Origin of the sequence: Psychrobacillus sp. NPDC096389 (assembly GCF_044762855.1) — a bacterium.
Lineage (GTDB): Bacteria > Bacillota > Bacilli > Bacillales_A > Planococcaceae > Psychrobacillus.
This window is the reverse complement of the sequence record NZ_JBIWFB010000002.1, coordinates 485545-508529: the sequence shown is the minus strand read 5'-3', so window position 1 is coordinate 508529 and position 22985 is coordinate 485545. Positions and strand designations below refer to the sequence as shown.

21 protein-coding genes are annotated in these 22985 nt (G+C 37.7%); 1 reads left to right on the top strand and 20 read right to left on the bottom strand.

Going from position 1 to position 22985, the window contains the following annotated elements; genetic code table 11:
• Positions 1 to 5: 5 nt before the first annotated feature.
• The 5 genes from ACIQ38_RS08900 to ACIQ38_RS08880 form a co-directional block, all read right to left on the bottom strand.
• Positions 6 to 989, bottom strand: a complete 984-nt coding sequence (locus ACIQ38_RS08900) for an alpha-ketoacid dehydrogenase subunit beta (protein ID WP_402821088.1) — start codon at positions 987 to 989, stop codon at positions 6 to 8.
• The gene (locus ACIQ38_RS08895; protein WP_402821085.1) at positions 989 to 1999 is read right to left on the bottom strand and encodes a thiamine pyrophosphate-dependent dehydrogenase E1 component subunit alpha; all 1011 of its coding nucleotides are present in this window, start codon (positions 1997 to 1999) and stop codon (positions 989 to 991) included. The genes ACIQ38_RS08900 and ACIQ38_RS08895 overlap by 1 nt, the downstream gene beginning before the upstream one ends.
• A 16-nt stretch (positions 2000 to 2015) precedes the next feature.
• On the bottom strand, positions 2016 to 3446 hold the full coding sequence (gene lpdA / locus ACIQ38_RS08890) for a dihydrolipoyl dehydrogenase (RefSeq protein ID WP_402821082.1): 1431 nt from the start codon (positions 3444 to 3446) through the stop codon (positions 2016 to 2018).
• 102 nt (positions 3447 to 3548) lie between these two features.
• Positions 3549 to 4643, bottom strand: a complete 1095-nt coding sequence (gene bcd / locus ACIQ38_RS08885; protein ID WP_402821079.1) for a branched-chain amino acid dehydrogenase — start codon at positions 4641 to 4643, stop codon at positions 3549 to 3551.
• A gap of 76 nt (positions 4644 to 4719) precedes the next feature.
• Positions 4720 to 6738 (bottom strand): sigma 54-interacting transcriptional regulator, encoded by a 2019-nt coding sequence (locus ACIQ38_RS08880; protein WP_402821077.1) that lies wholly within the window; start codon positions 6736 to 6738, stop codon positions 4720 to 4722.
• Positions 6739 to 6867: 129 nt separating this feature from the next.
• Here ACIQ38_RS08880 and ACIQ38_RS08875 point away from each other — a divergent pair, with 129 nt between their 5' ends.
• A complete protein-coding gene (locus ACIQ38_RS08875; RefSeq protein WP_400785622.1) occupies positions 6868 to 7113 on the top strand; it encodes a DUF2627 domain-containing protein in 246 nt (81 codons plus the stop codon).
• A 3-nt stretch (positions 7114 to 7116) separates the two neighbouring features.
• Here ACIQ38_RS08875 and ACIQ38_RS08870 read toward each other — a convergent pair whose 3' ends face one another.
• The 15 genes from ACIQ38_RS08870 to accC form a co-directional block, all read right to left on the bottom strand.
• Positions 7117 to 7842, bottom strand: a complete 726-nt coding sequence (locus ACIQ38_RS08870) for a glycerophosphodiester phosphodiesterase (protein WP_402821073.1) — start codon at positions 7840 to 7842, stop codon at positions 7117 to 7119.
• Positions 7835 to 9406: a flagellar assembly protein A gene (locus ACIQ38_RS08865; RefSeq protein ID WP_402821383.1), complete on the bottom strand. Its 1572-nt coding sequence runs from the start codon at positions 9404 to 9406 to the stop codon at positions 7835 to 7837. Before ACIQ38_RS08865 ends, ACIQ38_RS08870 begins: the two co-directional genes overlap by 8 nt.
• A 563-nt stretch (positions 9407 to 9969) precedes the next feature.
• The gene (gene spo0A / locus ACIQ38_RS08860; protein WP_402821071.1) at positions 9970 to 10761 is read right to left on the bottom strand and encodes a sporulation transcription factor Spo0A; all 792 of its coding nucleotides are present in this window, start codon (positions 10759 to 10761) and stop codon (positions 9970 to 9972) included.
• Positions 10762 to 10985: 224 nt separating this feature from the next.
• Complete coding sequence (locus ACIQ38_RS08855; protein ID WP_402821068.1) at positions 10986 to 11942, bottom strand: SpoIVB peptidase S55 domain-containing protein; 957 nt, start codon at positions 11940 to 11942, stop codon at positions 10986 to 10988.
• A 246-nt stretch (positions 11943 to 12188) separates the two neighbouring features.
• On the bottom strand, positions 12189 to 13892 hold the full coding sequence (gene recN / locus ACIQ38_RS08850) for a DNA repair protein RecN (RefSeq protein ID WP_402821065.1): 1704 nt from the start codon (positions 13890 to 13892) through the stop codon (positions 12189 to 12191).
• A gap of 16 nt (positions 13893 to 13908) precedes the next feature.
• Positions 13909 to 14358: a transcriptional regulator AhrC/ArgR gene (gene ahrC / locus ACIQ38_RS08845; RefSeq protein ID WP_402821062.1), complete on the bottom strand. Its 450-nt coding sequence runs from the start codon at positions 14356 to 14358 to the stop codon at positions 13909 to 13911.
• A gap of 164 nt (positions 14359 to 14522) precedes the next feature.
• On the bottom strand, positions 14523 to 15341 hold the full coding sequence (locus ACIQ38_RS08840; RefSeq protein ID WP_402821059.1) for a TlyA family RNA methyltransferase: 819 nt from the start codon (positions 15339 to 15341) through the stop codon (positions 14523 to 14525).
• Positions 15338 to 17233, bottom strand: a complete 1896-nt coding sequence (gene dxs, locus ACIQ38_RS08835) for a 1-deoxy-D-xylulose-5-phosphate synthase (RefSeq protein ID WP_402821380.1) — start codon at positions 17231 to 17233, stop codon at positions 15338 to 15340. The genes ACIQ38_RS08840 and dxs overlap by 4 nt, the downstream gene beginning before the upstream one ends.
• Positions 17234 to 17322: 89 nt before the next feature.
• Complete coding sequence (locus ACIQ38_RS08830) at positions 17323 to 18207, bottom strand: polyprenyl synthetase family protein (protein ID WP_402821056.1); 885 nt, start codon at positions 18205 to 18207, stop codon at positions 17323 to 17325.
• The gene (gene xseB, locus ACIQ38_RS08825; protein ID WP_402821053.1) at positions 18200 to 18421 is read right to left on the bottom strand and encodes an exodeoxyribonuclease VII small subunit; all 222 of its coding nucleotides are present in this window, start codon (positions 18419 to 18421) and stop codon (positions 18200 to 18202) included. Before xseB ends, ACIQ38_RS08830 begins: the two co-directional genes overlap by 8 nt.
• Before the next feature lie 5 nt (positions 18422 to 18426).
• Positions 18427 to 19779 carry an exodeoxyribonuclease VII large subunit gene (gene xseA / locus ACIQ38_RS08820; RefSeq protein WP_402821050.1) on the bottom strand — a complete coding sequence of 451 codons (1353 nt, stop codon included), beginning with the start codon at positions 19777 to 19779 and terminating at the stop codon, positions 18427 to 18429.
• Positions 19780 to 19848: 69 nt separating this feature from the next.
• Positions 19849 to 20703 (bottom strand): bifunctional methylenetetrahydrofolate dehydrogenase/methenyltetrahydrofolate cyclohydrolase FolD, encoded by an 855-nt coding sequence (gene folD, locus ACIQ38_RS08815; RefSeq protein ID WP_402821047.1) that lies wholly within the window; start codon positions 20701 to 20703, stop codon positions 19849 to 19851.
• 27 nt (positions 20704 to 20730) lie between these two features.
• Entirely contained in the window at positions 20731 to 21108 is a 378-nt protein-coding gene (nusB, locus tag ACIQ38_RS08810) for a transcription antitermination factor NusB (RefSeq protein ID WP_402821044.1), read from the bottom strand.
• A 120-nt stretch (positions 21109 to 21228) separates the two neighbouring features.
• Complete coding sequence (locus ACIQ38_RS08805; RefSeq protein ID WP_402821041.1) at positions 21229 to 21621, bottom strand: Asp23/Gls24 family envelope stress response protein; 393 nt, start codon at positions 21619 to 21621, stop codon at positions 21229 to 21231.
• 14 nt (positions 21622 to 21635) lie between these two features.
• Entirely contained in the window at positions 21636 to 22985 is a 1350-nt protein-coding gene (gene accC / locus ACIQ38_RS08800) for an acetyl-CoA carboxylase biotin carboxylase subunit (protein WP_402821038.1), read from the bottom strand.

Genomic DNA, 22985 nt, shown 5'->3' with positions numbered 1-22985 from the left:
CCCCCTTAATATTCTGCAAGTTCGCGCATCGCTTTTTCGACTTTATCTGGATTGATCATAAAGAATTTTTCCATCGTTGGCGCATACGGCATAGCAGGAACATCCGGTCCAGCAAGACGCATAATCGGTGCATCAAGATCAAATAAACAGTTTTCTGCAATAATTGCCGCTACTTCACTAATGACACTGCCCTCTTTGTTATCTTCTGTAACTAAAAGAACTTTTCCAGTTTTCGAAGCTGCTTCTATAATCGCTTCTTTATCCAATGGATAAATTGTTCGTAAGTCAAGGATATGCGCAGAAATTCCGTCTTTTTCTAAACGTTCTGCTGCTTGTAAAGCAAAATGAACAGCAAGACCATACGTAATGACCGTAATATCTTCCCCTTCACGTTTTACATCTGCTTTTCCGATTTCGATTGTATAATCCTCATCTGGAACTTCGCCTTTAATAAGTCGATATGCACGTTTATGCTCAAAGAACATAACAGGATCTTCATCGCGGATTGCCGCTTTTAAAAGTCCTTTTGCGTCATATGGAGTAGAAGGAATGACAATTTTCAATCCCGGTTGGTTTGCAAATATAGCTTCTACTGATTGTGAATGATAAAGCGCTCCATGGATACCGCCGCCGAATGGTGCACGAATAACAATCGGACAAGTCCAGTCATTATTCGAACGGTAACGTATACGTGCTGCTTCCGAAATAATTTGGTTCACTGCAGGCATGATAAAATCTGCAAACTGCATTTCTGCTATTGGACGAAGCCCGTACATTGCTGCACCAATCCCTACACCAGCAATGGCAGATTCAGCAAGAGGTGTGTCTAAAACGCGGTATTCACCGAACTCATCGTACAGACCATTTGTTGCCTTGAACACACCGCCTTTTCGACCTACGTCTTCTCCAAGAACGAATACGCGTTCATCGCGAGTCATTTCTTCTTTCATTGCAAGTGTAATTGCATCGATATAAGACATGATTGCCATTATGCGTTCCCCCCATCTTTTTCTGCATATACATATTTCAATGCATCTTCTGGAGCCGCATAAGGTGCATTTTCAGCATAGTCTGTTGCTTCATTTACTTCTTTCATAATGCGGTCGTTAATCTCTTTTTCTAAGTCAGTTGTTAAAATATCATTATCTCGCAAATATTTTGCAAACGTAATAAGCGGATCTAATGCTTTACCTTCTGCAATATCTTCGGCAGTACGATATTGACGATCATCATCATCTGAAGAGTGGGCAGTTAGACGGTAAGTTACTGCTTCAATCAAGCTTGGTCCTTCCCCGTTACGAGCACGATCTGCCGCTTCTTTTACTACTTTATATACAGCAATAGGATCTTTTCCATCGACCGTCACTCCAGGCATTCCGTAACTGGATGCACGGTCTGCAACCGTTTTACTCGCTACTTGACGTTCAAATGGAACAGAAATTGCATAATTATTATTTTCAACCATCGTAATACATGGCAATTGGTGAACACCCGCAAAATTTAACCCTTCGTGGAAATCTCCTTGGTTAGAAGAACCTTCTCCAAGCGTCACGAATGTAATAAAATCTTTCTTTTCAATTTTAGCAGCAAGCGCTACTCCCACTGCATGTGGTAATTGAGTAGTAACCGGTGAAGAACCAGTTAAAATTCTATTTCTCTTTTGACCAAAATGCCCAGGCATTTGACGGCCGCCTGAGTTTGGATCTTCTGCTTTTGCAAATGCAGATAACATCAAATCTTTTGCAGTCATACCGAAATGTAAAACAACACCCATATCACGGTAGTAAGGTGCAATATAATCCTTCGTATTATCAAGTGCAAACGCTGCTCCTACTTGTGCTGCTTCTTGTCCTTGACAAGAAATGACAAATGGAATTTTCCCTGCGCGGTTTAATAACCACATACGTTCATCAATACGACGTGCCATTAGCATTGTTTCGAACATTTTCAACACATCTTCATTTGTTAACCCTAATTCTGCGTGACGATTTGTTGTCATGTAGAACTCCTCCTTTTTACATATGAATAGCTTTACCATCTACAGCAAGTGCCGCTTCACCCATTATTTCGCTAAGTGTTGGATGCGGGTGTATCGTATGGGCGATTTCCCAAGGAGTTGCATCTAGAACCATAGCTAGACCTGCTTCCGAAATCATATCGGTTACATGCGGTCCTATCATATGAACGCCTAAAATATCATTCGTTTTCTTATCTGCAACAATTTTCACAAAGCCATCTGACTCTCCGTAAACTAATGCTTTCCCAATAGCTTTAAAGGAGAATTTTCCAACCTTGACATCAAATCCTTGCTCTTTTGCTTGTTGTTCTGTAATACCAACGCTAGAGCTTTCAGGACTCGAATAAATACAACGAGAAACTAGTTTATAGTCAATCGGTGAAATTTCATTACCAGCGATATGCTCAATCGCAGTAATTCCTTCATGACTTGCTACATGCGCTAGTTGAAGACCACCGATTACATCACCAATTGCATATATATGAGATTCTTTTGTTTGGAATGTTTCAGATACTTGGATAAATCCTTTTTCTACAACGATATCGGTATTTTCGATACCAATACCTTCTACATTTGCTTGACGACCTACAGATACAAGCATTTTTTCAGCAGTAAATGTTTTGTTTTCTCCATTTAGTTCTGCAGTAATTTTTACTTGATTGTCCGTAGTTTCTAATGTTTCTGGAAGTACTTTTGCACTTGTTGCAAATGTAATTCCTTTTTTAGCAAGTAGTTTTTGCATTTCCTTGGAGATATCTTTGTCTTCCGTAGGGATAATACGATCGGCATACTCAATAACTGTCACTTCTACCCCGAAGTCATTTAACATGGAAGCCCATTCGATACCAATGACTCCACCACCGACAATAAGAATCGATTTTGGTAACTCTGTCATTGCCAATGCTTCATCTGAACTCATGACAAATGTTCCGTCTATTGTAAGTCCTGGTAAAGTTCGAGGTCTTGAACCCGTTGCAATGACTACATTTTTCGGAATAAGCATTTCATTTTCATCCCCATTATTCATCTCAACTGAAATCGTTCCACCTGGAGATGGTGAAAAGATAGATGGACCTAGCATTCTACCAGTACCTTCATACACATCAATTTTACCTTTTTTCATTAGCCCTTGTACACCTTGATGCAACTGGCTAACGATGGATTCTTTACGTGCTTGCACCCGACTAAAGTCAAGCGTTACTTCAGAAGTATTTACCCCAAAGTCCGCTGCATGATTTTTTGTCGTTGCATACACTTCTGCGCTTCGAAGTAATGCTTTACTCGGAATACATCCTTTATGCAAACATGTACCTCCAAGATTACCTTTTTCTACGATTGCTGTTTTCAATCCTAATTGAGCCGACCGAATAGCAGCGACGTACCCGCCTGTTCCACCACCGATAATGACTATATCATATTCTTTTGCCAACGAATTAGCCTCCTTAATACTAAACAGAACCAATGAAGGCCGCTTTTTTCAAAGTCGGCCCATCATTTGGTTAACTATTATTTTGCTTTCGTCTACTTTTTATTATCGATTTGTAATAATATGTTTGCCGTTTTGTAAAAATTGGCTACGAGATTTTCCTATACGTGCAATGCGCTCTTCTGCAAGGCGGTCTGCTGCAACGTACGTTGGGATCTCATCTCTTTTAGAAATAGCGAAAATCTTTTCAATTGTATCATAAATTCCAGCAACACGTTTCATTGCACGATCTTGATTATAGCCATATAATTCGTCCGCTACGTTAATAACGCCACCTGAATTGATAACATAATCCGGCGCGTATGCAATGCCCATTTCATGGATAATATCCCCATGTTTTGTGTCTTTTAGTTGATTATTAGCAGAACCTGCAATTACTTTTGCTTTTAGTTGTGGAATTGTATCGTCATTAATAATTGCGCCAAGTGCACATGGTGCAAATATATCCGCATCTTGTGAATAAATTTCATCAACGCCTACTTGTACTGCTCCAAATGCATTTACTGCACGGTCAACTGAAGTCTGGTTAATATCAGCTACAATCAGTTTTGCACCTTCTTTGTGTAAATAATCGCATAATGTATATGCGACGTTTCCTACACCTTGAACTGCAACCGTTTTACCTTCTAAAGAATTTGAACCAAATGCTTCTTTTGCCGCAGCTTTCATCCCTACATATACTCCGTACGCTGTAACTGGTGATGGATTACCTGAAGAGCCAAATGCTTCCGAAATACCAGTTACATAATTCGTTTCTTCATGAATAATATCCATATCTGCTACAGTTGTACCAACATCTTCAGCAGTAATATAACGGCCATTTAACCCTTGGATGAAACGACCGAATGCACGGAACATTTCTTCATTTTTGTCTTTCAATGGATCTCCGATAATAACTGTTTTACCGCCACCAAGATTAAGCCCAGCAGCAGCATTTTTATAAGTCATCCCTTTTGCTAGTCGTAATGCATCTTCAATTGCTTCTTCTTCTGACGCATAATTCCACATACGAGTTCCACCAAGTGCTGGTCCAAGTGTCGTGTCATGAATCGCAATAATCGCTTTCAACCCTGATGTTTTGTCTTGGCAAAAAATTAATTGCTCATAATCGTAAGTCTCCATATATTTGAAAATTTCCATGTGTAATTCCTCCCAGTAGTTAAATGTTTTGCTTTATATTTTAAATACCCCTTGTTGCTTGAACATAACTCCCATTTTAAACTAAATTGTATTTTTCTAATTTGTAATATAGCGTACGCAACGAAATTTGCAGTTTTTTTGCCGTTTGCGATTTATTTCCACTACAAGCTTTTAACGCCCGTGCTAATACTTTTTTCTCCAACTCATCCATCTGCTCGGCAAGCGTACCATCTGAAGTGTCATCATCATCATTCGCTAAAACAAGCATCGATTTTGGTAAGTGATGTTCTTCTACAAATCGATCGTTCGGCTGTAAGAAAATCATCGAACGACTGATAACATTTTCTAGCTCACGAACATTTCCGGGCCAATTATAGTCAAGTAAACTTCCCATCGCTTCCTCAGTGAATCCTTCCACATTCCGACCAAATTCTTGGTTAAGCTTTACAAGTAAATGCTCTGCTATAAGTGGAATGTCTTCTTTTCGCTCTCTTAAAGCTGGAATATGAATAGGCATTCGATTTAATTGAAAATAAAAGTCTTCACGAAATGTGCCTTCACGCATTGCTTTTTCTAAATTAATACTACTTGATGCAATGATTCGCACATCTATAGGAATAGAAGTAGTTCCCCCAACTCGAATTATGGCATTTTCTCTAAGAACGTTAAGCAATTTTGCTTGCGTCTTCTTCGTAAGTTCCCCAACTTCGTCCAAGAAAATAGTACCATTCGCAGCATGCTCGAATAATCCTGTTTGACTTAAACCACTCTCTTCCAAGCCGAATAATTCTTTTTCTAATAAATGCTCTTCCATAGAGCTACAATTAACGCGAATAAATGGATGAAAGGCACGATCACTTTCACTATGAATCGCATGAGCAAATAAATCCTTCCCTGAACCAACCTCTCCCCTTAAGAGGACTGTAACAGGGACACTTGCTGCTAGCCTTGCTTGATCCATCGCGAAAATTATCTGTTTGGATGTTCCTAGGATATCTTTTAGTGAATATGATAATTCCAGTGTACGAATAAGTGTTTTTGCACGATCCAGTTCTTTCATAAGCCCGCGCATTTCGGTCATGTCATGAATGACCCCGACACTTCCTTTTATCTCACTATTCACTAGGATTGGCGCAACATTTACAATCACTTCTTTTTTCTGTTTTCCAACACGAAGATTCACCCCACGAATCGGCTTTTTCGTTTGCAACACTTTCAAATGGATACTTTCCCCCTCGGAAATATCCGCAGTTGCCGGTCTGCCGATCACTTCTTCTTCGCTGAAACCAGTAATTCGAGTATAGGCCGGGTTAATAAGAATCCCTTTTCCTTCTTCATCTACTACGGAAATAGCGTCATCACTCGAATAAATAATTGCTTCTAACATTTTTTGGATTTCCGTTAAATTTGTAATCTCTTCTGCTAATTGAAGTACCTCCGTGATATCCTTAAATACTGCAAATGCGCCAACTTTTTTCCCTTCCTCATTGATCATCGGATACCTTGACGTAACAATTTTGGTACCGCTTTCAAGAGTGAGTTCTTTGTTTAGTTCGACACGACCAGTCTCGAATATTCTTGGTAATTCACTTAAACCAATTACTTCATGCACATGTTTACCAATTGCTTGTTCTAGTGGCATCCCCGTCATTCTTTCCGCACTTTTGTTGAAAAAATGGACGATTCCTCGGCTATCGATTCCGATCATGCCTTCTTCGATAGAATTAAAAATAAGTTCTTGCATCATTTTTTTGCGGTCAATGATTTGAATGTAATCATTTTTTTCTTCCAATAACGTAACGATTAAGTTGGCAATTTCACCAGGTATAATGACTGCTGTAGCAGGTCGATTTGCAAGTAGTTCTTGAAACACTGCTTTCTGCCCTGTTACATCAATAATGATTTGAATATTTCCGCTTAAAAGAGGCTTCCAATCTGAAAAAGTAGGAATTTGATGCTCTCTTGCGTAAATCATTCCAGGAGCCTCTTCGTTGATATCAACAATTGCTGTAACTTGTAAGTAATCAGCTTGTTCCATCAACTTCAGAAGTGCATATCCACCGTTACCTGCACCTACAATAAGTATGTTTTGCAAAAATATGCACACCCCCGTTTTAACTTTCGCAACTTATTGCACTTCTCATTCATCATAACGTAAGTTTCTTTCGTTGACAATCATATTCTTGCATGTAAAATTAAAAATGTAAGAACAGGAGTGAAGAAAATGGGTCGTTTAGCGGCTTTAATCGTGTTATTAATTCCTGGAATTTTAGCAGCGTTTGGGATTAAATTAATGAGAGATACGTTTTTCGGATTGCAAATTCTTCCTATTGGAGGCTTGGCCATCCAATTTATAAGCGGAATTATTTTCACTGTTTTAGGGTTAGGCTTCTTTGCTGGGTTTTTATTGAACAGGGATCGAAAAAACGGAAAAGTAGCTCCACGATTTCAAAAGAAAAAGGAATCTTGACTTTTAAGTCAGATTCCTTTTTTGTCGTTGGATGACTTTTTCTGGATAGTCCGAAATCCAGCCAATAACCGATTCATGTGGATGGACAATGTATTTTTCGTTTCCTTTTACATTGTAAAAACGCATCGGAAACCCTTCACTCCAAATTTTGTGCATAAGCTCCGAATCATAAAACTTTTTGTTTAAATGGATTGCATCCCATTTTCTTATCGATAATATATAATCCCAATCGGTGTTTTTTTTCCCGATAAAAGCCGTTTTTGCATTCAGCCCCATCGTATGGATCGTTTGCAATATGCTAAATTCGAATGAAGAAAAATGAACATCTGCTAAACCTTTTGTTTTTTCAACAACTTCAATAATTTTTTCAATTTTTCCTAAGAACGATTCTTTTAGTTCTACATTCAATTTCATACCACTAGGTGCTACCAATTGTAAAAACTGATCAAATGTCATTACACGGCTGTACCAAAATTTTCGATAAACCGGACTTCCTAATTTCAACTGCAAAATTTCTTCTGAGTGCATATCTGTAATCCTTCGACTATTTCCAGCTAATCGAAAAAAGTCAATATCATGCGTCACGAAAGCAACACCATCTGCAGACAGCTGTAAATCTATTTCTAATCCATCTATTCCAAGCATAATAGCTCGCTTGAAAGCTTTCATTGAGTTTTCGACAGCCCTATTTGGAGCTCCCCGATGTGCATATACGGGTAAATTAGACATTTAACTCCCCATTTTCTATTTTAAATTTCCCATTCGTTGGACTTGATAATACAGAGTACTTATGGCCAATTTGAATAATAGTACCAGCACTCGCTTCTTTTGTAATTTGAATATAATGATCATTCGGTTGGCGTAGTGTTTTTAATATTCGTTGGATTTCTGTATCTATTTCTTTTATTTTCAATTGTATTTGGTTGTATTTTTGCTTTGTTTGTTCAAATACGGCTATTTGTTGGACCGTCATGGCATTTTTTAGTTGTTGGAATTGGCTAATTTGTACGTTCAGTTTAGTCGACTCCTCTTGGAGCTTCATCATTTCTTCCGCTTTTTCTTTTGCGTTTTCTTTTAATATTTTTCGATCAATACCTTGGACGATTAGTTCTGTTTTTCTTTCCATGCTATTACCAGAATATGCAGCAGTTATCGAATGCACCGCTATCGTTTTACCACCTATAATTTTTCCTTTTCGCTCATCGAGTACTATTTGATTGGCTGCAATGGTAGAACTGAGCGTATAATATCCTATGTGAATATTCTCTTTTGCTTCTAAAGTGCAGGCATTGGCATGTTTCATATAAATATTTTTATAGGCTTCGACATTTGTTACACCACGTCCAAAAATGCCCCCTTTGATAAAGACATCTCCTTCTGTTGATTTTATCAACTCCGCAGCATGTACTCCTTCTTTTCCTTCAATCGAAATGTCTCCTGACGCAATAACAGAATATCCTGCCATAATCGTACCCTTCACACGTATCGATCCATCAAATGTTAGATTTCCCGTCTCAATTCCAACATCTCCATCTATGACAAGATGTTTTTGAACAGATAATACCCCATTTACTTCTCCAATGATTCCTTTTGTTTTCGAACGAAGTACTGTTTTACCTTCCTCTTCCACTTCATAAGCACTGTTTGTGTCATATTTTAATGGTGTATCTTCCCCTAGTTCAGCAGGTACCGCTTCCCCGAATATATTTATTCCATCAGTTCCCTTATGTGGAGGTATTTTTTCTCCCAACCAAGATCCTTCTTTTATTTCAACAATAAAATTCATATCAAAAAAATCGGTGTTTCCATCCTCTTTAATGACCGGTTTCTTTTCAGCTTGGTCTAAATAGATTACTTTTGCATCCTCTCCTCTTTGAGGTGGCAATCCTTTTGCAACTATGTATGTTTTTCCTGTTTTTACAGTCAATAAATCGATCGGTTTATGTCCGTAAGTAATACGCTGTTCTAGTAGTAATTTTTGTATGTTCGTATGAATTTCTGCTAAATTTTCTTGGATGTACGTCTCTGACTCATAAATCGTTAGAAGCGCTTCCATTTTATCTGCACTTATTTCTAACTGCATACTTTCTATCCAACTGCCTATCTCAATAGGGTCATGTGATTTATTCTCCACCGCTTTTTTCAACGCCAAAAAATTAGAAACTTTTAAGCGGGTGTGCTTGCGAGTCAATTCATCAAATTTTTTCAAGTTGTATCCACTATTAGTTATTGCAATGAACACCCGTCCATTCTCTTCCGATAAAGTTATTTCGTCATTTTTTTCAATAATCATCAAGTAGCACACTTCCTCTCCAATATTATTATACGTCTATAAACGATTAACGGACAAAAAATCTAAAAAGGTTATTGAATTTCCGTATTAATACCTAACTCACTCAAAATAATGATGAATATTTTTTGTAATATACAGTCATTTGGTTGTATTTATTCTGAGCAAATAGTCCAAAAGGTAAGATTTTCATTTTATAGAAGGGTCGTAATTTAGGGATACTGCGCAGTAGTGAGTTGTATGAAGTGTCCGCAGGGATTTTTTGCAGCAGTGCGGTAGCTTTCCGTAGCGTGAGCGTCCATCCCGTAACGAAAATCATAGCGGTTACTTTAAGACGCACTTTCCCTATACTCTACACCATTTTGCAAAATGCCACATTCCAAACACTCGTTATTTCCAAAAGCAAAAAAAAACCAGCGAATCGGGTTATTCGTTGGCTTTGTATAATTATAAATATAATGAGTACAATTTATCGCTATGAATTAGGTTATTTCATGGCAATGGCAATATATTTTTATTGCATACGCTTCCACAGAAATGATACTCAAAATGTTGGTACTACTCGATTAACTAGCCATGTTCTCCATGCGAATTTTATCTGCAATCATCGCGATGAACTCTGAATTGGTAGGTTTTGATTTGAGATGATGGACTGTGTAGCCAAACATTTTGGAAATAGTTTCGTAGTTTCCTCTGTTCCATGCGACTTCAATTGCATGACGAATTGCACGTTCTACACGAGATGGTGTCGTTTGAAATTTTTTAGCGATTTCTGGATATAATACTTTCGTGATGGAGCCAAGTAACTCTACATCTGAATAAACCATTTGGATTGCTTCTCGCAAATAAGAGTAGCCTTTAATATGTGCAGGAACACCAATTTCTTTAATCACATTTGTAATCGTGTGATCGATCATACGTTTACTCTGTGCGGCTTCTTTTTCTGGATTTGACTTAGTAGGAATATCTTGAGTAAATTCTTTTTTGCCAGCTACTTGTTTTATTTGCGAAACTAGACGATCGAATTCAAACGGTTTTAACATAAAATAAGATGCGCCTAAGTCGACCGCTTGTTTCATTACATCCTCTTGACCAAAGGCAGTTAGCATAATTATTTGGATACCGTTCAATTGATTATTTTTTTGTAAGCTATCGAGTACTGCAATGCCATCGAGATGCGGCATTATAATATCTAGTAACAGGACATCTGGTTTTTGGGTTTCTAATAATTCCAAACAAAGCTTTCCGTTACTTGCTGTTCCGATAACTTCTATTTCTGGATGCTGATCAAAATACGACCCCATCGTCCTTAATAAGTCTTTATTGTCGTCTACGATTGCAATTTTAATTTTCTCCATCCTACTCATCCACCTTTGTATTTTTTGACTTAGGTAATATTCGCTATTTTTAGATTACTTCCTTTATTTTTGCTAAAAATAAGTCTTTGTTATTACAGTTTCTACCTTTTTCGATAATTAAGCATTTGTTTCGACACATTTGTCGAATATTCTATATATTCATTGTAGCGATTTTCAGTGAAAAAGGGTAGACCATAATTCGGTCTACCCTGCATGAATCAAATTCATGGATTTTTTTTCATCATTTCTGTGATTGCAAGTGCTGCACCATTTTTAGGTTTGTCCACATACATATGTGTAACCACACCGATTAGTTTGTCTTTTTGAATAATGGGACTTCCACTCATCCCTTGTAATATTCCACCTGTTTTTTGGATAAGGGATTTATCCGTTACAGTAAACTGAAACAGATTTCCATCGACTGAAGAAATATTTATCGTAAAGTCTTGTACTTTTTCACCGTCGATAGATGTTCGCATAATAGCTTCACCTGGCATTATCGTTTCTACGTCTGCAATTTCTACTTGTTGCAATGGTATATTCTCTAAAGCGTTATCCTCTAACTTACCAAAAATGCCATACACATTGTTTTCATCTACACCGCCTATAGGCGAAGTATTCGCATCATGAGAAGTAATTTTATACCCTGGTTGTCCTGGGATACTTTTCTTTATTTGTTCAATCGAAGATAAATAAATGGATCCTTCTGAAAATTTGGGAGTTACTCCTGTCGTATGGTCGACGATTTGATGACCAAGTGCTCCAAACTCTTTTGTAGCAGGGTCAAAATAAGTTAATGTGCCAATTCCTTCTGTAGCATCCCTTAAAAAAGGAAGCAGTTTTAATGTTTGTTCAGAAGTAATTTCTTTTGTATGCATTTTTTTATTGTGCTCATACTGAATAGTAATTTGTTCTTTATCTTTTACGTGCGTTTTTACCTCTTCTACATTCGTTATCGTTTGGTCGTTTATTTGGTGAATGGAATCACCAGCACGTAACCAATCCTCATCTGTTAACATAACATCATGACTGAGGAATACAGCGCCGTATTGAAGATCAATTTGTATGGATTGACCAAGCGGGACGACGGCAGGTCCGGCTGCATAAGTAGGGTTGCTCGCAAAAAATAATGTGAAGAAAAGCATTGGCATTAGCGACCATTTACGATAGGTTTTTTTCATATTTCACCTCCTATACAAATACTATGTCCCGCTGAAAGAACTCTATGTGAGGTAAATAATTGATAAAGTGAAACTTCAATCATTGGGAGGTTTTCTTCATCCCCCACTGATTGTTAGTTGAACCAATCGGGCTTTTACGGGCAGTTGATCTCCCGCTTATCTTTTCGCTTTTCTTAAATCTTGAAGTGGGAGTCTTACTGCCCGTTAATGCGGGATAAAAAAAGAAGACCCTTTTTATATGGGTCTTCACACTTTTCGTAATATTTTTTTTCGATCTTTTGCTAATTTTAATAGTTCTTTTGAATGTTGGAAGGTCGTGCTTGTAATTTCAGCACCAGACATCATACGACTAAGTTCTTCCGCACGCTTATCATCTACTACCTCTTCAAGAACTGTAAACGTTCGATTGCCGTTCACTACTTTTTTAATCATTAAATGTTGGTCAGCCATTGCTGCAACTTGTGGTAAATGGGAAATACATAATACTTGCGAATTCGTTGCAATTCCAGCAATTTTTTCGGCGATTGCTTGGGCAACTCTACCGCTTACACCTGTATCCACTTCATCAAATATGATGGACGTAATACCTTGATGTCTAGAGAAAATGCTTTTAAGTGCAAGCATCATTCGAGAAAGCTCACCACCGGAAGCAATTTTAGTTAGTGCTTTTAGCGGTTCCCCTACATTGGTGGAAATATAAAAAGACAGTTCATCTAGCCCATTCTCATTATACATTGGTTTCGTCGAATCATGAAACATGACTGAAAAGGTAGCCTTTTCCATATAAAGCTCTTGCAATTGATCCATGATAGCTTTACTTAATTGTTTAGCTGCCACTTTACGTTTATGTGTTAAATCGGTCGCTTCTAATTCTAAATCTTTTTCGATTTGGTTTATTTTTTCGGCCGTTTTTTGAATTTGTTCATCTCTATTTACTAGTTGTCCTAGGCTATGCTCGATTTGTTCCTTATACTCTAAAATTTCTTCAATAGAAGTACCATATTTCCTTTTCAATGTTTGAATCAATGCAAGACGATCTTCTACAATTTGTAGTTGGTTACTATCGTATTCCATTTCATCTAATTCATTTTTTAGCTGATAGGCCGCATCTTGCAACATATAAAATGCAGTTGAAACATTTTCGCTCAAGTCGTGCATATTTTTATCTACTTCTGCTATATCTTGCAAGTCAGCCATCGCTGTCCCGATGTAATCTAAACCTTTAGATTCATCTAAAATAGATTGATATGCACTGCTCATTTTGTCGAACATTTTATGAAAGTTTTGCAGCTTCTTTTTTTCTTCTTGTAGCTGTTCTTCTTCTCCGATGACTAAACCTGCTTCTTCAATTTCATCGACTTGAAATGTATATAAATCAATTTTATGAGCGATTTGTTGTTCATTTTCCGTTAAAGTAGCAAACTCTTTTTTCCATTTTTTATATTGAGCAAATAACTCTTTATATGAATCTTTTACGAGTTTTAAATCTTCTCCTGCAAATTGATCTAGCAGATGGATATGCGCCCTGTCATCCATCAGTTCTTGGCTTTCATGTTGGCCATGAATATCGATTAATGATGCGCCAATCTCTCTTAAAATACCTATGGTCACAAGTTTCCCATTGACTCGACAAACACTTTTACCCGAATCGTTAATGTCTCTTCGTAAAATAATGGACTCTTCGTCTATGTCGATCCCTACATCCAGCATTTTTTTGAACACACCATGCTTAGGATTGGAAATGATAAATAATCCTTCTAGTTCTGCCTTTTTTGCTCCATGTCGGATAAACTCTTGAGAGCCTCTTCCACCGCATAATAAATGGACGGCATCGATAATAATCGACTTACCTGCTCCTGTTTCCCCAGTTAGTACAGTTAGCCCTTCTTCAAAACTAACCGTAAGTTCATCAATAATCGCAAAATTTTTAATGGATATTTCTTTTAACACCAGACCTCACCTCTTTTTACAGCATCTCTAAAAGCCGGCTTTTGACGATTTCACTATCTGCTTCTTCTCGACATAAGATTAAACAAGTATCATCTCCGCAAATCGTACCTAGTATTTCGGTCCAATCTAAATAATCGATAAGCGAACCAATTGCATGTGCATTACCCGGTAACGTTTTCATAACTAAAAAATGGCTTGCTCCGTCGATACTAACAAATGCATCAGTTAAAGCACGACGTAGTTTTTGGGTTGGGTTAAATCGTTGGTCTGCTGGAAGACTATATTTATAATTTCCATTTGGCAATGGAACTTTCACTAAATGTAGTTCTTTTATATCTCGAGAGACAGTAGCTTGCGTTACGTTATATCCGGTATTTTTTAAAAAGTCGACTAAATCATCTTGCGTTTCTATTTCGTTATTGGCAATAATATCGCGAATGCGAATATGCCTTTGTCCTTTATTCATGCGAATCACCTCATTGTATATTTATACGAATTTAACTAACCATCAGTGGTGGGACGAAAAAATACCTACTAATAGAAGTTTCACTTTATACTATTTACTTTATACATTAGCACTTCACCTTAAAAGTCACAAGAAAAAACGCGACCCTTTTGTAGAGTCGCGAATTATTGGAAGGAATTATGTGCAACACTGACGAGTTTTGTAAAATCTATTTCATGAGGGATAACTTGTCCCTCGTTTACACTTTTTAAATGAAACAGAAACTCGATATTCCCTTCTCCACCAGTTATTGGCGAGTACGAAGCATTTATCAATTGGAAATGGGTACTTTCCGCAAAATTAGCAATTTCATTTAATACGTCTATATGTACCGCGGGATCTCTTACAATCCCTTTTTTTCCAACACGATCTTTTCCAGCTTCAAATTGTGGTTTTACAAGCGCAATCACATCACCATTTGGAACTAAAATAGTTTTTAGTGTTGGAAAAATTAGTTTTAATGAAATAAACGAAACATCAATCGACGCAAAAGTTGGTAGACCTTCTGTAAAATCAGCAGGAGTGGAATATCTAAAATTTGTTTTCTCCATGACTGTTACACGCGGATCTTGGCGAATTTTCCACGCTAATTGATTGCTTCCCACATCGAGTGCATAAGCATGCTTGACACCATTTTGTAAACCGCAATCTGTAAATCCGCCAGTAGAGGAACCGATATCTAACATTATTTTGTCTTGTACAGTAAGATCGAATTGTTCTAATGCCTTCTCTAGCTTTAGCCCGCCTCTACTTACATATTTTAATACTTGACCCTTGACGGTTAAGATAGAATCGATTCCTATTTTTTCACCTGGTTTGTCAACCCGTTCTTCTTTGTTATATATAAGCCCTGCCATAATTGCACGCTTTGCTTTTTCTCTTGTTTCAAATAAACCTTGTTCCACTAATAGTATATCTACACGCTCTTTCGGCACTTTGGTCATGATGAAATATACCTTGAACTTTCCGTTATGGAAGTTTTTACTAGCTTTATAATATCTTCTGTCGTGATATGAATTTCTTCTAATAATTGATTCACATCACCGTGTTCGATAAATACGTCCGGAATTCCTATTCTTTTTACGTTCGCTTGAACATGTTTTTCATTGAAAAACTCTAGGACAGCACTTCCAAAACCACCTTGAAGGGCACTCTCTTCCACAGTAATAATCGGAATATTACGTGCGTGCAAACTCATTAGCATTTGCTCATCTAGTGGCTTGATAAAACGAGCGTTCACGACTTCAACCGAAATATTCGCTTCTGCCAATTGTTCCGCTGCTGTCATAGCCATTGGAATCGTCGTACCGAACGTTAGGATAACAGCTTGTGTACCTTCTTTTAATACTTCCCATAAACCGATAGGAATTGTTTTTAAGCTTTCATCCATAGGTACACCTAATCCGTTTCCTCTTGGGTAACGAATGGCGATTGGACCGTCTGCATAATCGAATGCCGTCTTCACCATATGTTGTCCTTCGTTTTCATCCTTCGGCATCATGATAACCATATTAGGCATATGACGTAAAAATGAGATGTCATATACTCCTTGATGTGTTTCACCGTCTGCTCCTACTAAACCGGAACGGTCTATACCAATTACGACATTTAAGTTTTGACGACAGATATCATGTAGCACCTGATCATATGCTCTTTGTAGAAAAGTCGAGTAAATGACTAAAAATGGTTTCATCCCATCTGCAGCCATACCAGCTGCCATTGTCGTTGCATGTTGTTCTGCAATCCCAACGTCAAACATACGATCTGGGAACTCGGAAGCAAATCCTTCCAATTTTGATCCAACTGGCATAGCAGGGGTAATTGCGACAATGCGTTTATCTATACGTGCAAGCTTTCTTGCTGTTTCTGCGATTAAACCACTCCAAGATGGTGCTTTGGAAGAGGATTTGATTAGATCGCCTGTTTCCATTTTATAAGGACCAGTCCCGTGCCAAGTACCAATCTTATCTTGTTCAGCAGGTTTATATCCTTTTCCTTTTTTCGTAATTACATGAAGGAGAACAGGACCTTTCATTTTCTTCGCATTTTTTAAATTTTCTTCTAACGCTTCGAAACTATGTCCATCAATTGGACCTAAATAAGTGAAGCCCATTTCTTCAAAAAATACACCAGACACCAGTAAGTATTTCAAACTATCTTTTACTCGCTCCGCAGTCCCTGCAAGTTTCCCACCAACCGCGGGAATTTTCTTTAGTAAATATTCTAATTCATCTTTTGCTTTATTGTACGTACCATGTGTTCGTAGTTTTCCTAACACATTATGCAATGCGCCAACGTTCGGAGCAATCGACATTTCGTTATCATTTAAAATAACGATCATATCTGTTTTTTCATGACCGATATGATTTAGCGCCTCTAATGCCATTCCACCTGTAAGCGCGCCATCTCCAATAATTGGTACGACATAATTCTTTTTATTTTGTAAATCTCTCGCTTTTGCCATTCCCATAGCAGCAGAAAGTGATGTGGAACTATGTCCTGCCTCCCACACATCATGTTCACTTTCAATTCTTTTCGGAAAACCACAAAGCCCTTTAAATTGACGTAGCGTATCAAACTGATCTGCTCGCCCTGTTAAAATTTTATGCACATATGCTTGATGTCCAACATCCCAAAGAAATTTATCTTCTGGACTATTGAACGATTTATGAAGTGCAATTGTCAATTCTACAACACCTAAATTGGGTCCGATATGACCACCCGTTACAGATAATTTCTCTATTAAAAACGATCGAATATCTTCACTTAATTCCTTTAATTGTTCATTATCTAAACTTTTTAAAAAGGATGGGCTAGAAATTGAAGTTAAATCCATTGCCATCACACACCTTCTTTTAAGATTTCCTTCTTTACAACTAGTTAATATAATATCAATAAATCCCATTAAAACAAAATTTTACGCTGTTAGTTTGATCTTTTCGTAATATAATCGGCAAATTCAACGAGAATACCTTGGTGCATATTAACTTCTTCCAACGCGATAATAGCTGACTCATATTGTTTTTGCAACTGCTCTTTCGCACCGATGAGCGTTAAAATAGAAGGATACGTATTTTTTTCACTTAATACATCTTTCCCAGCAGTTTTTCCGAGCTGCTCAGAAGTGCCTTCGATATCTAAAATATCATCTTGAATTTGAAATGCTAAACCAATATGGAAAGCATACGTTTGTAATGCTTTCATAATTTTTTCCGAAGCATTTGCAATAATGCCACCGGCTAATATGCTAAAGGAAAGAAGTGCGCCTGTTTTATTTATATGAACTTGTTCTAGTTCTTCAAGTGTTAATGATTTTCCCTCACCTAAAATATCTAGTACTTGTCCACCAACCATGCCTTCTGCTCCAGCCGCGTAGCTTAGTCGCTCGATCAACTCTATCTTCTGATCTGCTGATAAATTAGGAAGTCGCGCTATTATTCCAAAGGCAAGTGTTAAAAGCCCATCTCCAGCTAAAATAGCGAGTGCTTCGCCAAAAACTACATGATTCGTAGGTTTTCCTCTTCGCAGATTGTCATCATCCATTGCTGGAAGATCATCATGTATAAGCGAATACGTGTGAATCATTTCAATTGTGCTAGCTACAATTGCTGCATCTTCACTTATTACATTCAGTTCTTCTAAAACTGCAAGTGTGTAAAGTGGTCTTATCCTTTTCCCACCTGCTTGAAGTGAATATACCATCGCTTCTTTTAACTTTTCAGGGGCATGAATTTCCTGTATTAATGTAGACAGCTTTTGTTCGATAACTGGTTGATTTGTTTGGATGAATGTTTGTAGTCCTTTACTCATTTTCGGTACCAGCTTCCTCTGCCTTTTCTCCCATGAAAGAGACAAGTTGCTTTTCTGCACTTTGTAGTTTGTCACTACAAAGTTTGGATAGCTCCATGCCTTTTTGATACAATTCGATCGCGTTTTCTAATGGAACATCCCCTTGTTCTAATTGACGCACAATATTCTCTAGTTGTAGCATAGCTTCATCAAATGGAATTTCTTTTTTAGTCATGAAAATTAGTCCCCTCTCTCATTCGTATCTACTTCTTGAACAATTGCTTCGAGTTTCCCGTCTGATAAAGTAACAATGATCGAATCACCTTGCTGGACATCAGCCACTGTTTTTACTAATTTTTCGTTCTTATACGTAATACTATATCCGCGATCCATTATTTTTAATGGATTCAATGCTTCTAGCGTACGTATGGAGGCGATAAATTGCCCTCGATTTTTTTCGAATATGGATAAAGTTACTTGACTAAGTTGATTCGTAATTGTTTGGACTGATTTTTGATGTTGATCTATTACTTTCTGAGGTGAAAGCTGGATAAATCTATTTTGCATTTGTGTAAAATATCGGCTCTTATCTTTGTATAAACGACTTGTTTCTCTTTGTAGTTGTTGCTCTGCACGTACATATCTCTCTATAAAAGGACGATATAACTTTTCGGGAGTTGCAAGCACAGGAGATTCAATCGCTCGCTTATATCTATTTTTCTCATCCGCCAATTTTTTGGTCACAAAGTGTAAGCAAGCAGATTGATAAGATAATATATTTTTCATAAGATTTTCTTTGCTTGGCACTGCCATCTCTGCCGCTGCTGTAGGCGTAGGGGCCCGTAAATCGGACACAAAGTCTGCAATCGTCGTATCTGTTTCATGCCCAACCGCACTAATAATCGGTATATGACTATTTGCAATCGCTCTAACAACTACTTCTTCATTGAATGCCCATAGGTCTTCAATAGATCCTCCACCTCGTCCAACAATTAGTACGTCTATGGAATCCATGCTATTTGCTTGCTCAATCGATTTTACTATCGATGGTGCCGCTTGGGGTCCTTGAACAATACTTGGAAACACAACTACTTCGCTAATCGGATATCTGCGTTCTAAAGTAGTTAAGATGTCTCGAATCGCCGCTCCTGTTTTCGATGTAACTACTCCAATTTTTTTAGGGAAAGTTGGAATTGCTTTTTTACGGCTCGGATGAAATAATCCTTCTTTCTCCAATTTCTTTTTTAACTGTTCAAAAGCGAGGAATAGTTCTCCGATTCCATCCGGTTGCATATTGGAAGCATAAAGCTGATATTGCCCTGCTGCTTCAAAAACGTTAATATCTCCCCGAATAAGTACATTCATACCGCTTTCAGGCGTAAATTTGAGCGCTCTTGCATTCATCGCAAACATGACGGAAGTGACTCTTGCAGCATCGTCTTTCAATGTAAAATAAATATGTCCGCTCGAGTGGACTTTCACATTGGAAAGTTCTCCTTTTACGTAAACATCCCGTAAGTGTGTATCCGCATCAAATTTTCTTTTTATGTATTTAGTTAATGCCTTAACCGTTAAGTATGTGTTTGATGTCACGAAAACAACTCCTCAGACCCTGGGCAATGTAAAAGCTGTCTTTCTGTCGAAAAACAGCTTTTATCCCTATTAGTTCTTCAATGTATTTTCAGCTGCTATACAAGTATTTTCCATTAGCATCGCTATCGTCATCGGGCCAACTCCGCCCGGTACTGGCGTAATTTTAGAAGCTACTTCTTTTACAGATGCAAAATCAACATCGCCACAAAGCTTGTTATGTTCATCGCGATTAATACCAACGTCGATCACAACAGATCCTTCTTTAACGTAGCTTGCATCAATCATTTTCGCACGACCTGTAGCTACTACTAAAATATCCGCTTGTTTTGTAAATGTATGTAAGTCTCTTGTTTTAGAATGGCAATACGTCACAGTTGCATCTTTTTGTAAAAGCAATTGTCCCATCGGTTTTCCAACGATATTACTTCTACCGATAATAACTGCATGTTTTCCTGCTAGTTCCACATCACTATATTCAAGTAATTTCATAATTCCAAACGGAGTACAAGAAAGGAAGGTTGGTTGACCGATCATCATTTTACCTACACTCTCTGGATGGAAACCGTCGACATCTTTAAATGGAGAAATAGCTGCAATTACACGATCTTCATCAATTTGTTTTGGTAAAGGTAACTGCACTAAAATACCGTGGATTTTCGGGTCATTATTTAATGTTTCTACATGTTTTAGAAGTGCTTCTTCTGAGATATCCGCTTCCAATTCAATCATGACAGAATACATGCCTAGTCTTTCGCAAGTTTTTGTTTTGTTATTCACATACGTTTGAGATGCTGGATCACTTCCAACTAAAACAACTGCTAAACCAGGTGTAACACCTTGTTCTTTTAAACGCTCTACACGTTCTTTTACTTTTTCTGTTACTTGACTTGCGATTTGTTTTCCATCGATTATATGATTTGACACGTTTGATGTTCCTCCATTGTAAGTAGATTATTGCTCTGTATATTTGGATAATACACCATTTACGAAACGGCTAGATTTTTCATCACCGAACAATTTACAAATTTCTAATGCTTCGTTAATCACTACTTTTGCTGGTGTTTCTTCTGTAAATAATAGTTCATATACAGCTATACGAAGAACTGTACGTTCTATTTTAGGTAATCTAGGAAGTGACCAGTTCTCTAATTTATCAATCAAAGAAGCGTCGATCTGTTCTTTATGCTCAATTGTACCAGTTACTAATTGAGTTAAAAATGGATCTTGTTTCTCGGTGACATGCCCAATGGCTTCTTCTATGGAAATTTCGTGATTGTCTAACTGAAATAGTGCTTGCAGTGCTAGTTCTCTTGCTTGTCTTCGTTTCATGAATAAGTTCTCCTTTAAATGTAGCTATCTAAAGAACAATAATAGCATATTTCCCACCACAATGCGTAGGAGAAGAAAGAAAAAATGAAAAGAGCCATCTTAGAGGATGGCCCTTAACAATTATTCTGCTGTTTCAAATTGTACACCCGTAATATGAACGTTTACTTCTTTCGGTGTCAGGCTCGTCATATTCTCGATTGCTTGGCGAATTTGAGACTGTACTTCTCTTGCAACAGTAGGAACAGAAGCGCCGTATTTAACTAAACAATAAACATCAATAAACAATCCATCATTTGTGATCTCTGTTTTAATCCCTTTTCCATGGACTTTTTTGCCTAGTCGTTCTACTACACCCGCAGCAAAATTACCACGGGTTCCAGCGATTCCTTCTACTTCATTTGTTGCAATACCTGCAATTACAGTAATTACTTCAGGAGCAATTTCAATCGTTCCTAAGTTGTCTTTTCCTTCAGGAGTCATTTGAACAAATTTTTGTTCGGTGTTTTCTGTCATTTAGAACACTCCTTTTATGAATTCATCACATCGTATTTCTCTAAAAACTTCGTGTCAAAATCTCCAGATACAAACACTTCATGATTCATGAGTTTTTCATGAAAAGCAATCGTTGTTTCCACGCCATCTATTGCAAATTCAGAAAGAGCACGTTTCATTTTCGCGATCGCTTCTTCACGTGTTTCGCCGTAAGTTATTAGTTTTGCCACCATGGAATCATAAAATGGTGGAATACTATAGCCTGGGTAAACTGCCGAGTCCACACGTACCCCTAGACCACCAGGTGGCAAGTAAAATTCTACTAGACCTGGAGAAGGCATAAAGTTTTTCGAAGGATTTTCTGCGTTGATACGGCATTCAATTGCCCAACCGTTCAGTTTTATATCTTCTTGTTTGAACTGTAATTTTTCACCTGACGCAACGTATAGCATTTGTTTGATCAAATCTATGCCTGTAATCATTTCCGTTACTGGGTGTTCTACTTGAATACGAGTATTCATTTCCATGAAATAGAATTTTTGTTCGATATGATCGAATATAAATTCTACGGTACCCGCACTTTCATAACCTACTGCAAGTGCCGCTTTTACAGCAGCTTCTCCCATTTCTGCACGAAGTTCTTCTGATAATGCAGGAGAAGGCGCTTCTTCAACTAGTTTTTGCATACGGCGTTGAACAGAACAATCACGTTCCCCAAGGTGAACTGCGTTTCCATGTCCGTCCGCAAGTACTTGAATTTCTACATGACGGAATACTTCAATGTATTTTTCTAAGTATACACCTGGGTTGCCAAATGCAGCTGCCGCTTCTTTTTGCGTAATTTTTATCCCATTAATAAGATCTTCTTCGTCTTTTGCAACTCGAATTCCTTTACCGCCACCGCCAGCAGTTGCTTTAATAATAACGGGAAAGCCGATTTCTCTCGCCACATTTAGGGCATCTTCTTCTGTCTCCACAATTCCTTTTGAACCTGGAACTGTAGGAACACCTGCTTTTTGCATTGTCTCTTTTGCAACATCTTTAATCCCCATACTTCTGATTGCCTGGGATGTAGGTCCGATAAATTTAATATCGCATTCTTCACATAGCTCCGCGAATTCTGCATTCTCAGCTAAAAATCCATAACCAGGATGGATTCCTTCACAACCAGTTAGCTTCGCTACACTAATAATATTAGAAAAGTTCAAATAAGAATCTTTCGATAATCTTGGTCCGATGCAATAAGCTTCATCTGCAATTTGGACATGTAGGGCTTCCCGATCTGCCTCGGAGTATACCGCTACCGTTTCAATTCCTAACTCTTTACACGCACGTATAATTCGAACGGCGATTTCACCGCGATTGGCAATTAATACTTTTTTCAT

What these genes read in the sequence shown, in the direction of transcription:
- ACIQ38_RS08900 (WP_402821088.1), bottom strand. Translation starts at nt 989, where the DNA reads ATGGCAATCATGTCTTATATCGATGCAATTACACTTGCAATGAAAGAA.
- ACIQ38_RS08895 (WP_402821085.1), bottom strand. Translation starts at nt 1,999, where the DNA reads ATGACAACAAATCGTCACGCAGAATTAGGGTTAACAAATGAAGATGTG.
- bcd (WP_402821079.1), bottom strand. Translation starts at nt 4,643, where the DNA reads ATGGAAATTTTCAAATATATGGAGACTTACGATTATGAGCAATTAATT.
- ACIQ38_RS08875 (WP_400785622.1), top strand. Translation starts at nt 6,868, where the DNA reads ATGGGTCGTTTAGCGGCTTTAATCGTGTTATTAATTCCTGGAATTTTA.
- ACIQ38_RS08870 (WP_402821073.1), bottom strand. Translation starts at nt 7,842, where the DNA reads ATGTCTAATTTACCCGTATATGCACATCGGGGAGCTCCAAATAGGGCT.
- ACIQ38_RS08865 (WP_402821383.1), bottom strand. Translation starts at nt 9,406, where the DNA reads ATGATTATTGAAAAAAATGACGAAATAACTTTATCGGAAGAGAATGGA.
- spo0A (WP_402821071.1), bottom strand. Translation starts at nt 10,761, where the DNA reads ATGGAGAAAATTAAAATTGCAATCGTAGACGACAATAAAGACTTATTA.
- ACIQ38_RS08855 (WP_402821068.1), bottom strand. Translation starts at nt 11,942, where the DNA reads ATGAAAAAAACCTATCGTAAATGGTCGCTAATGCCAATGCTTTTCTTC.
- ahrC (WP_402821062.1), bottom strand. Translation starts at nt 14,358, where the DNA reads ATGAATAAAGGACAAAGGCATATTCGCATTCGCGATATTATTGCCAAT.
- ACIQ38_RS08840 (WP_402821059.1), bottom strand. Translation starts at nt 15,341, where the DNA reads ATGACCAAAGTGCCGAAAGAGCGTGTAGATATACTATTAGTGGAACAA.
- dxs (WP_402821380.1), bottom strand. Translation starts at nt 17,233, where the DNA reads ATGGATTTAACTTCAATTTCTAGCCCATCCTTTTTAAAAAGTTTAGAT.
- ACIQ38_RS08830 (WP_402821056.1), bottom strand. Translation starts at nt 18,207, where the DNA reads ATGAGTAAAGGACTACAAACATTCATCCAAACAAATCAACCAGTTATC.
- xseB (WP_402821053.1), bottom strand. Translation starts at nt 18,421, where the DNA reads ATGACTAAAAAAGAAATTCCATTTGATGAAGCTATGCTACAACTAGAG.
- nusB (WP_402821044.1), bottom strand. Translation starts at nt 21,108, where the DNA reads ATGAAACGAAGACAAGCAAGAGAACTAGCACTGCAAGCACTATTTCAG.
- ACIQ38_RS08805 (WP_402821041.1), bottom strand. Translation starts at nt 21,621, where the DNA reads ATGACAGAAAACACCGAACAAAAATTTGTTCAAATGACTCCTGAAGGA.
- accC (WP_402821038.1), bottom strand. Translation starts at nt 22,985, where the DNA reads ATGAAAAAAGTATTAATTGCCAATCGCGGTGAAATCGCCGTTCGAATT.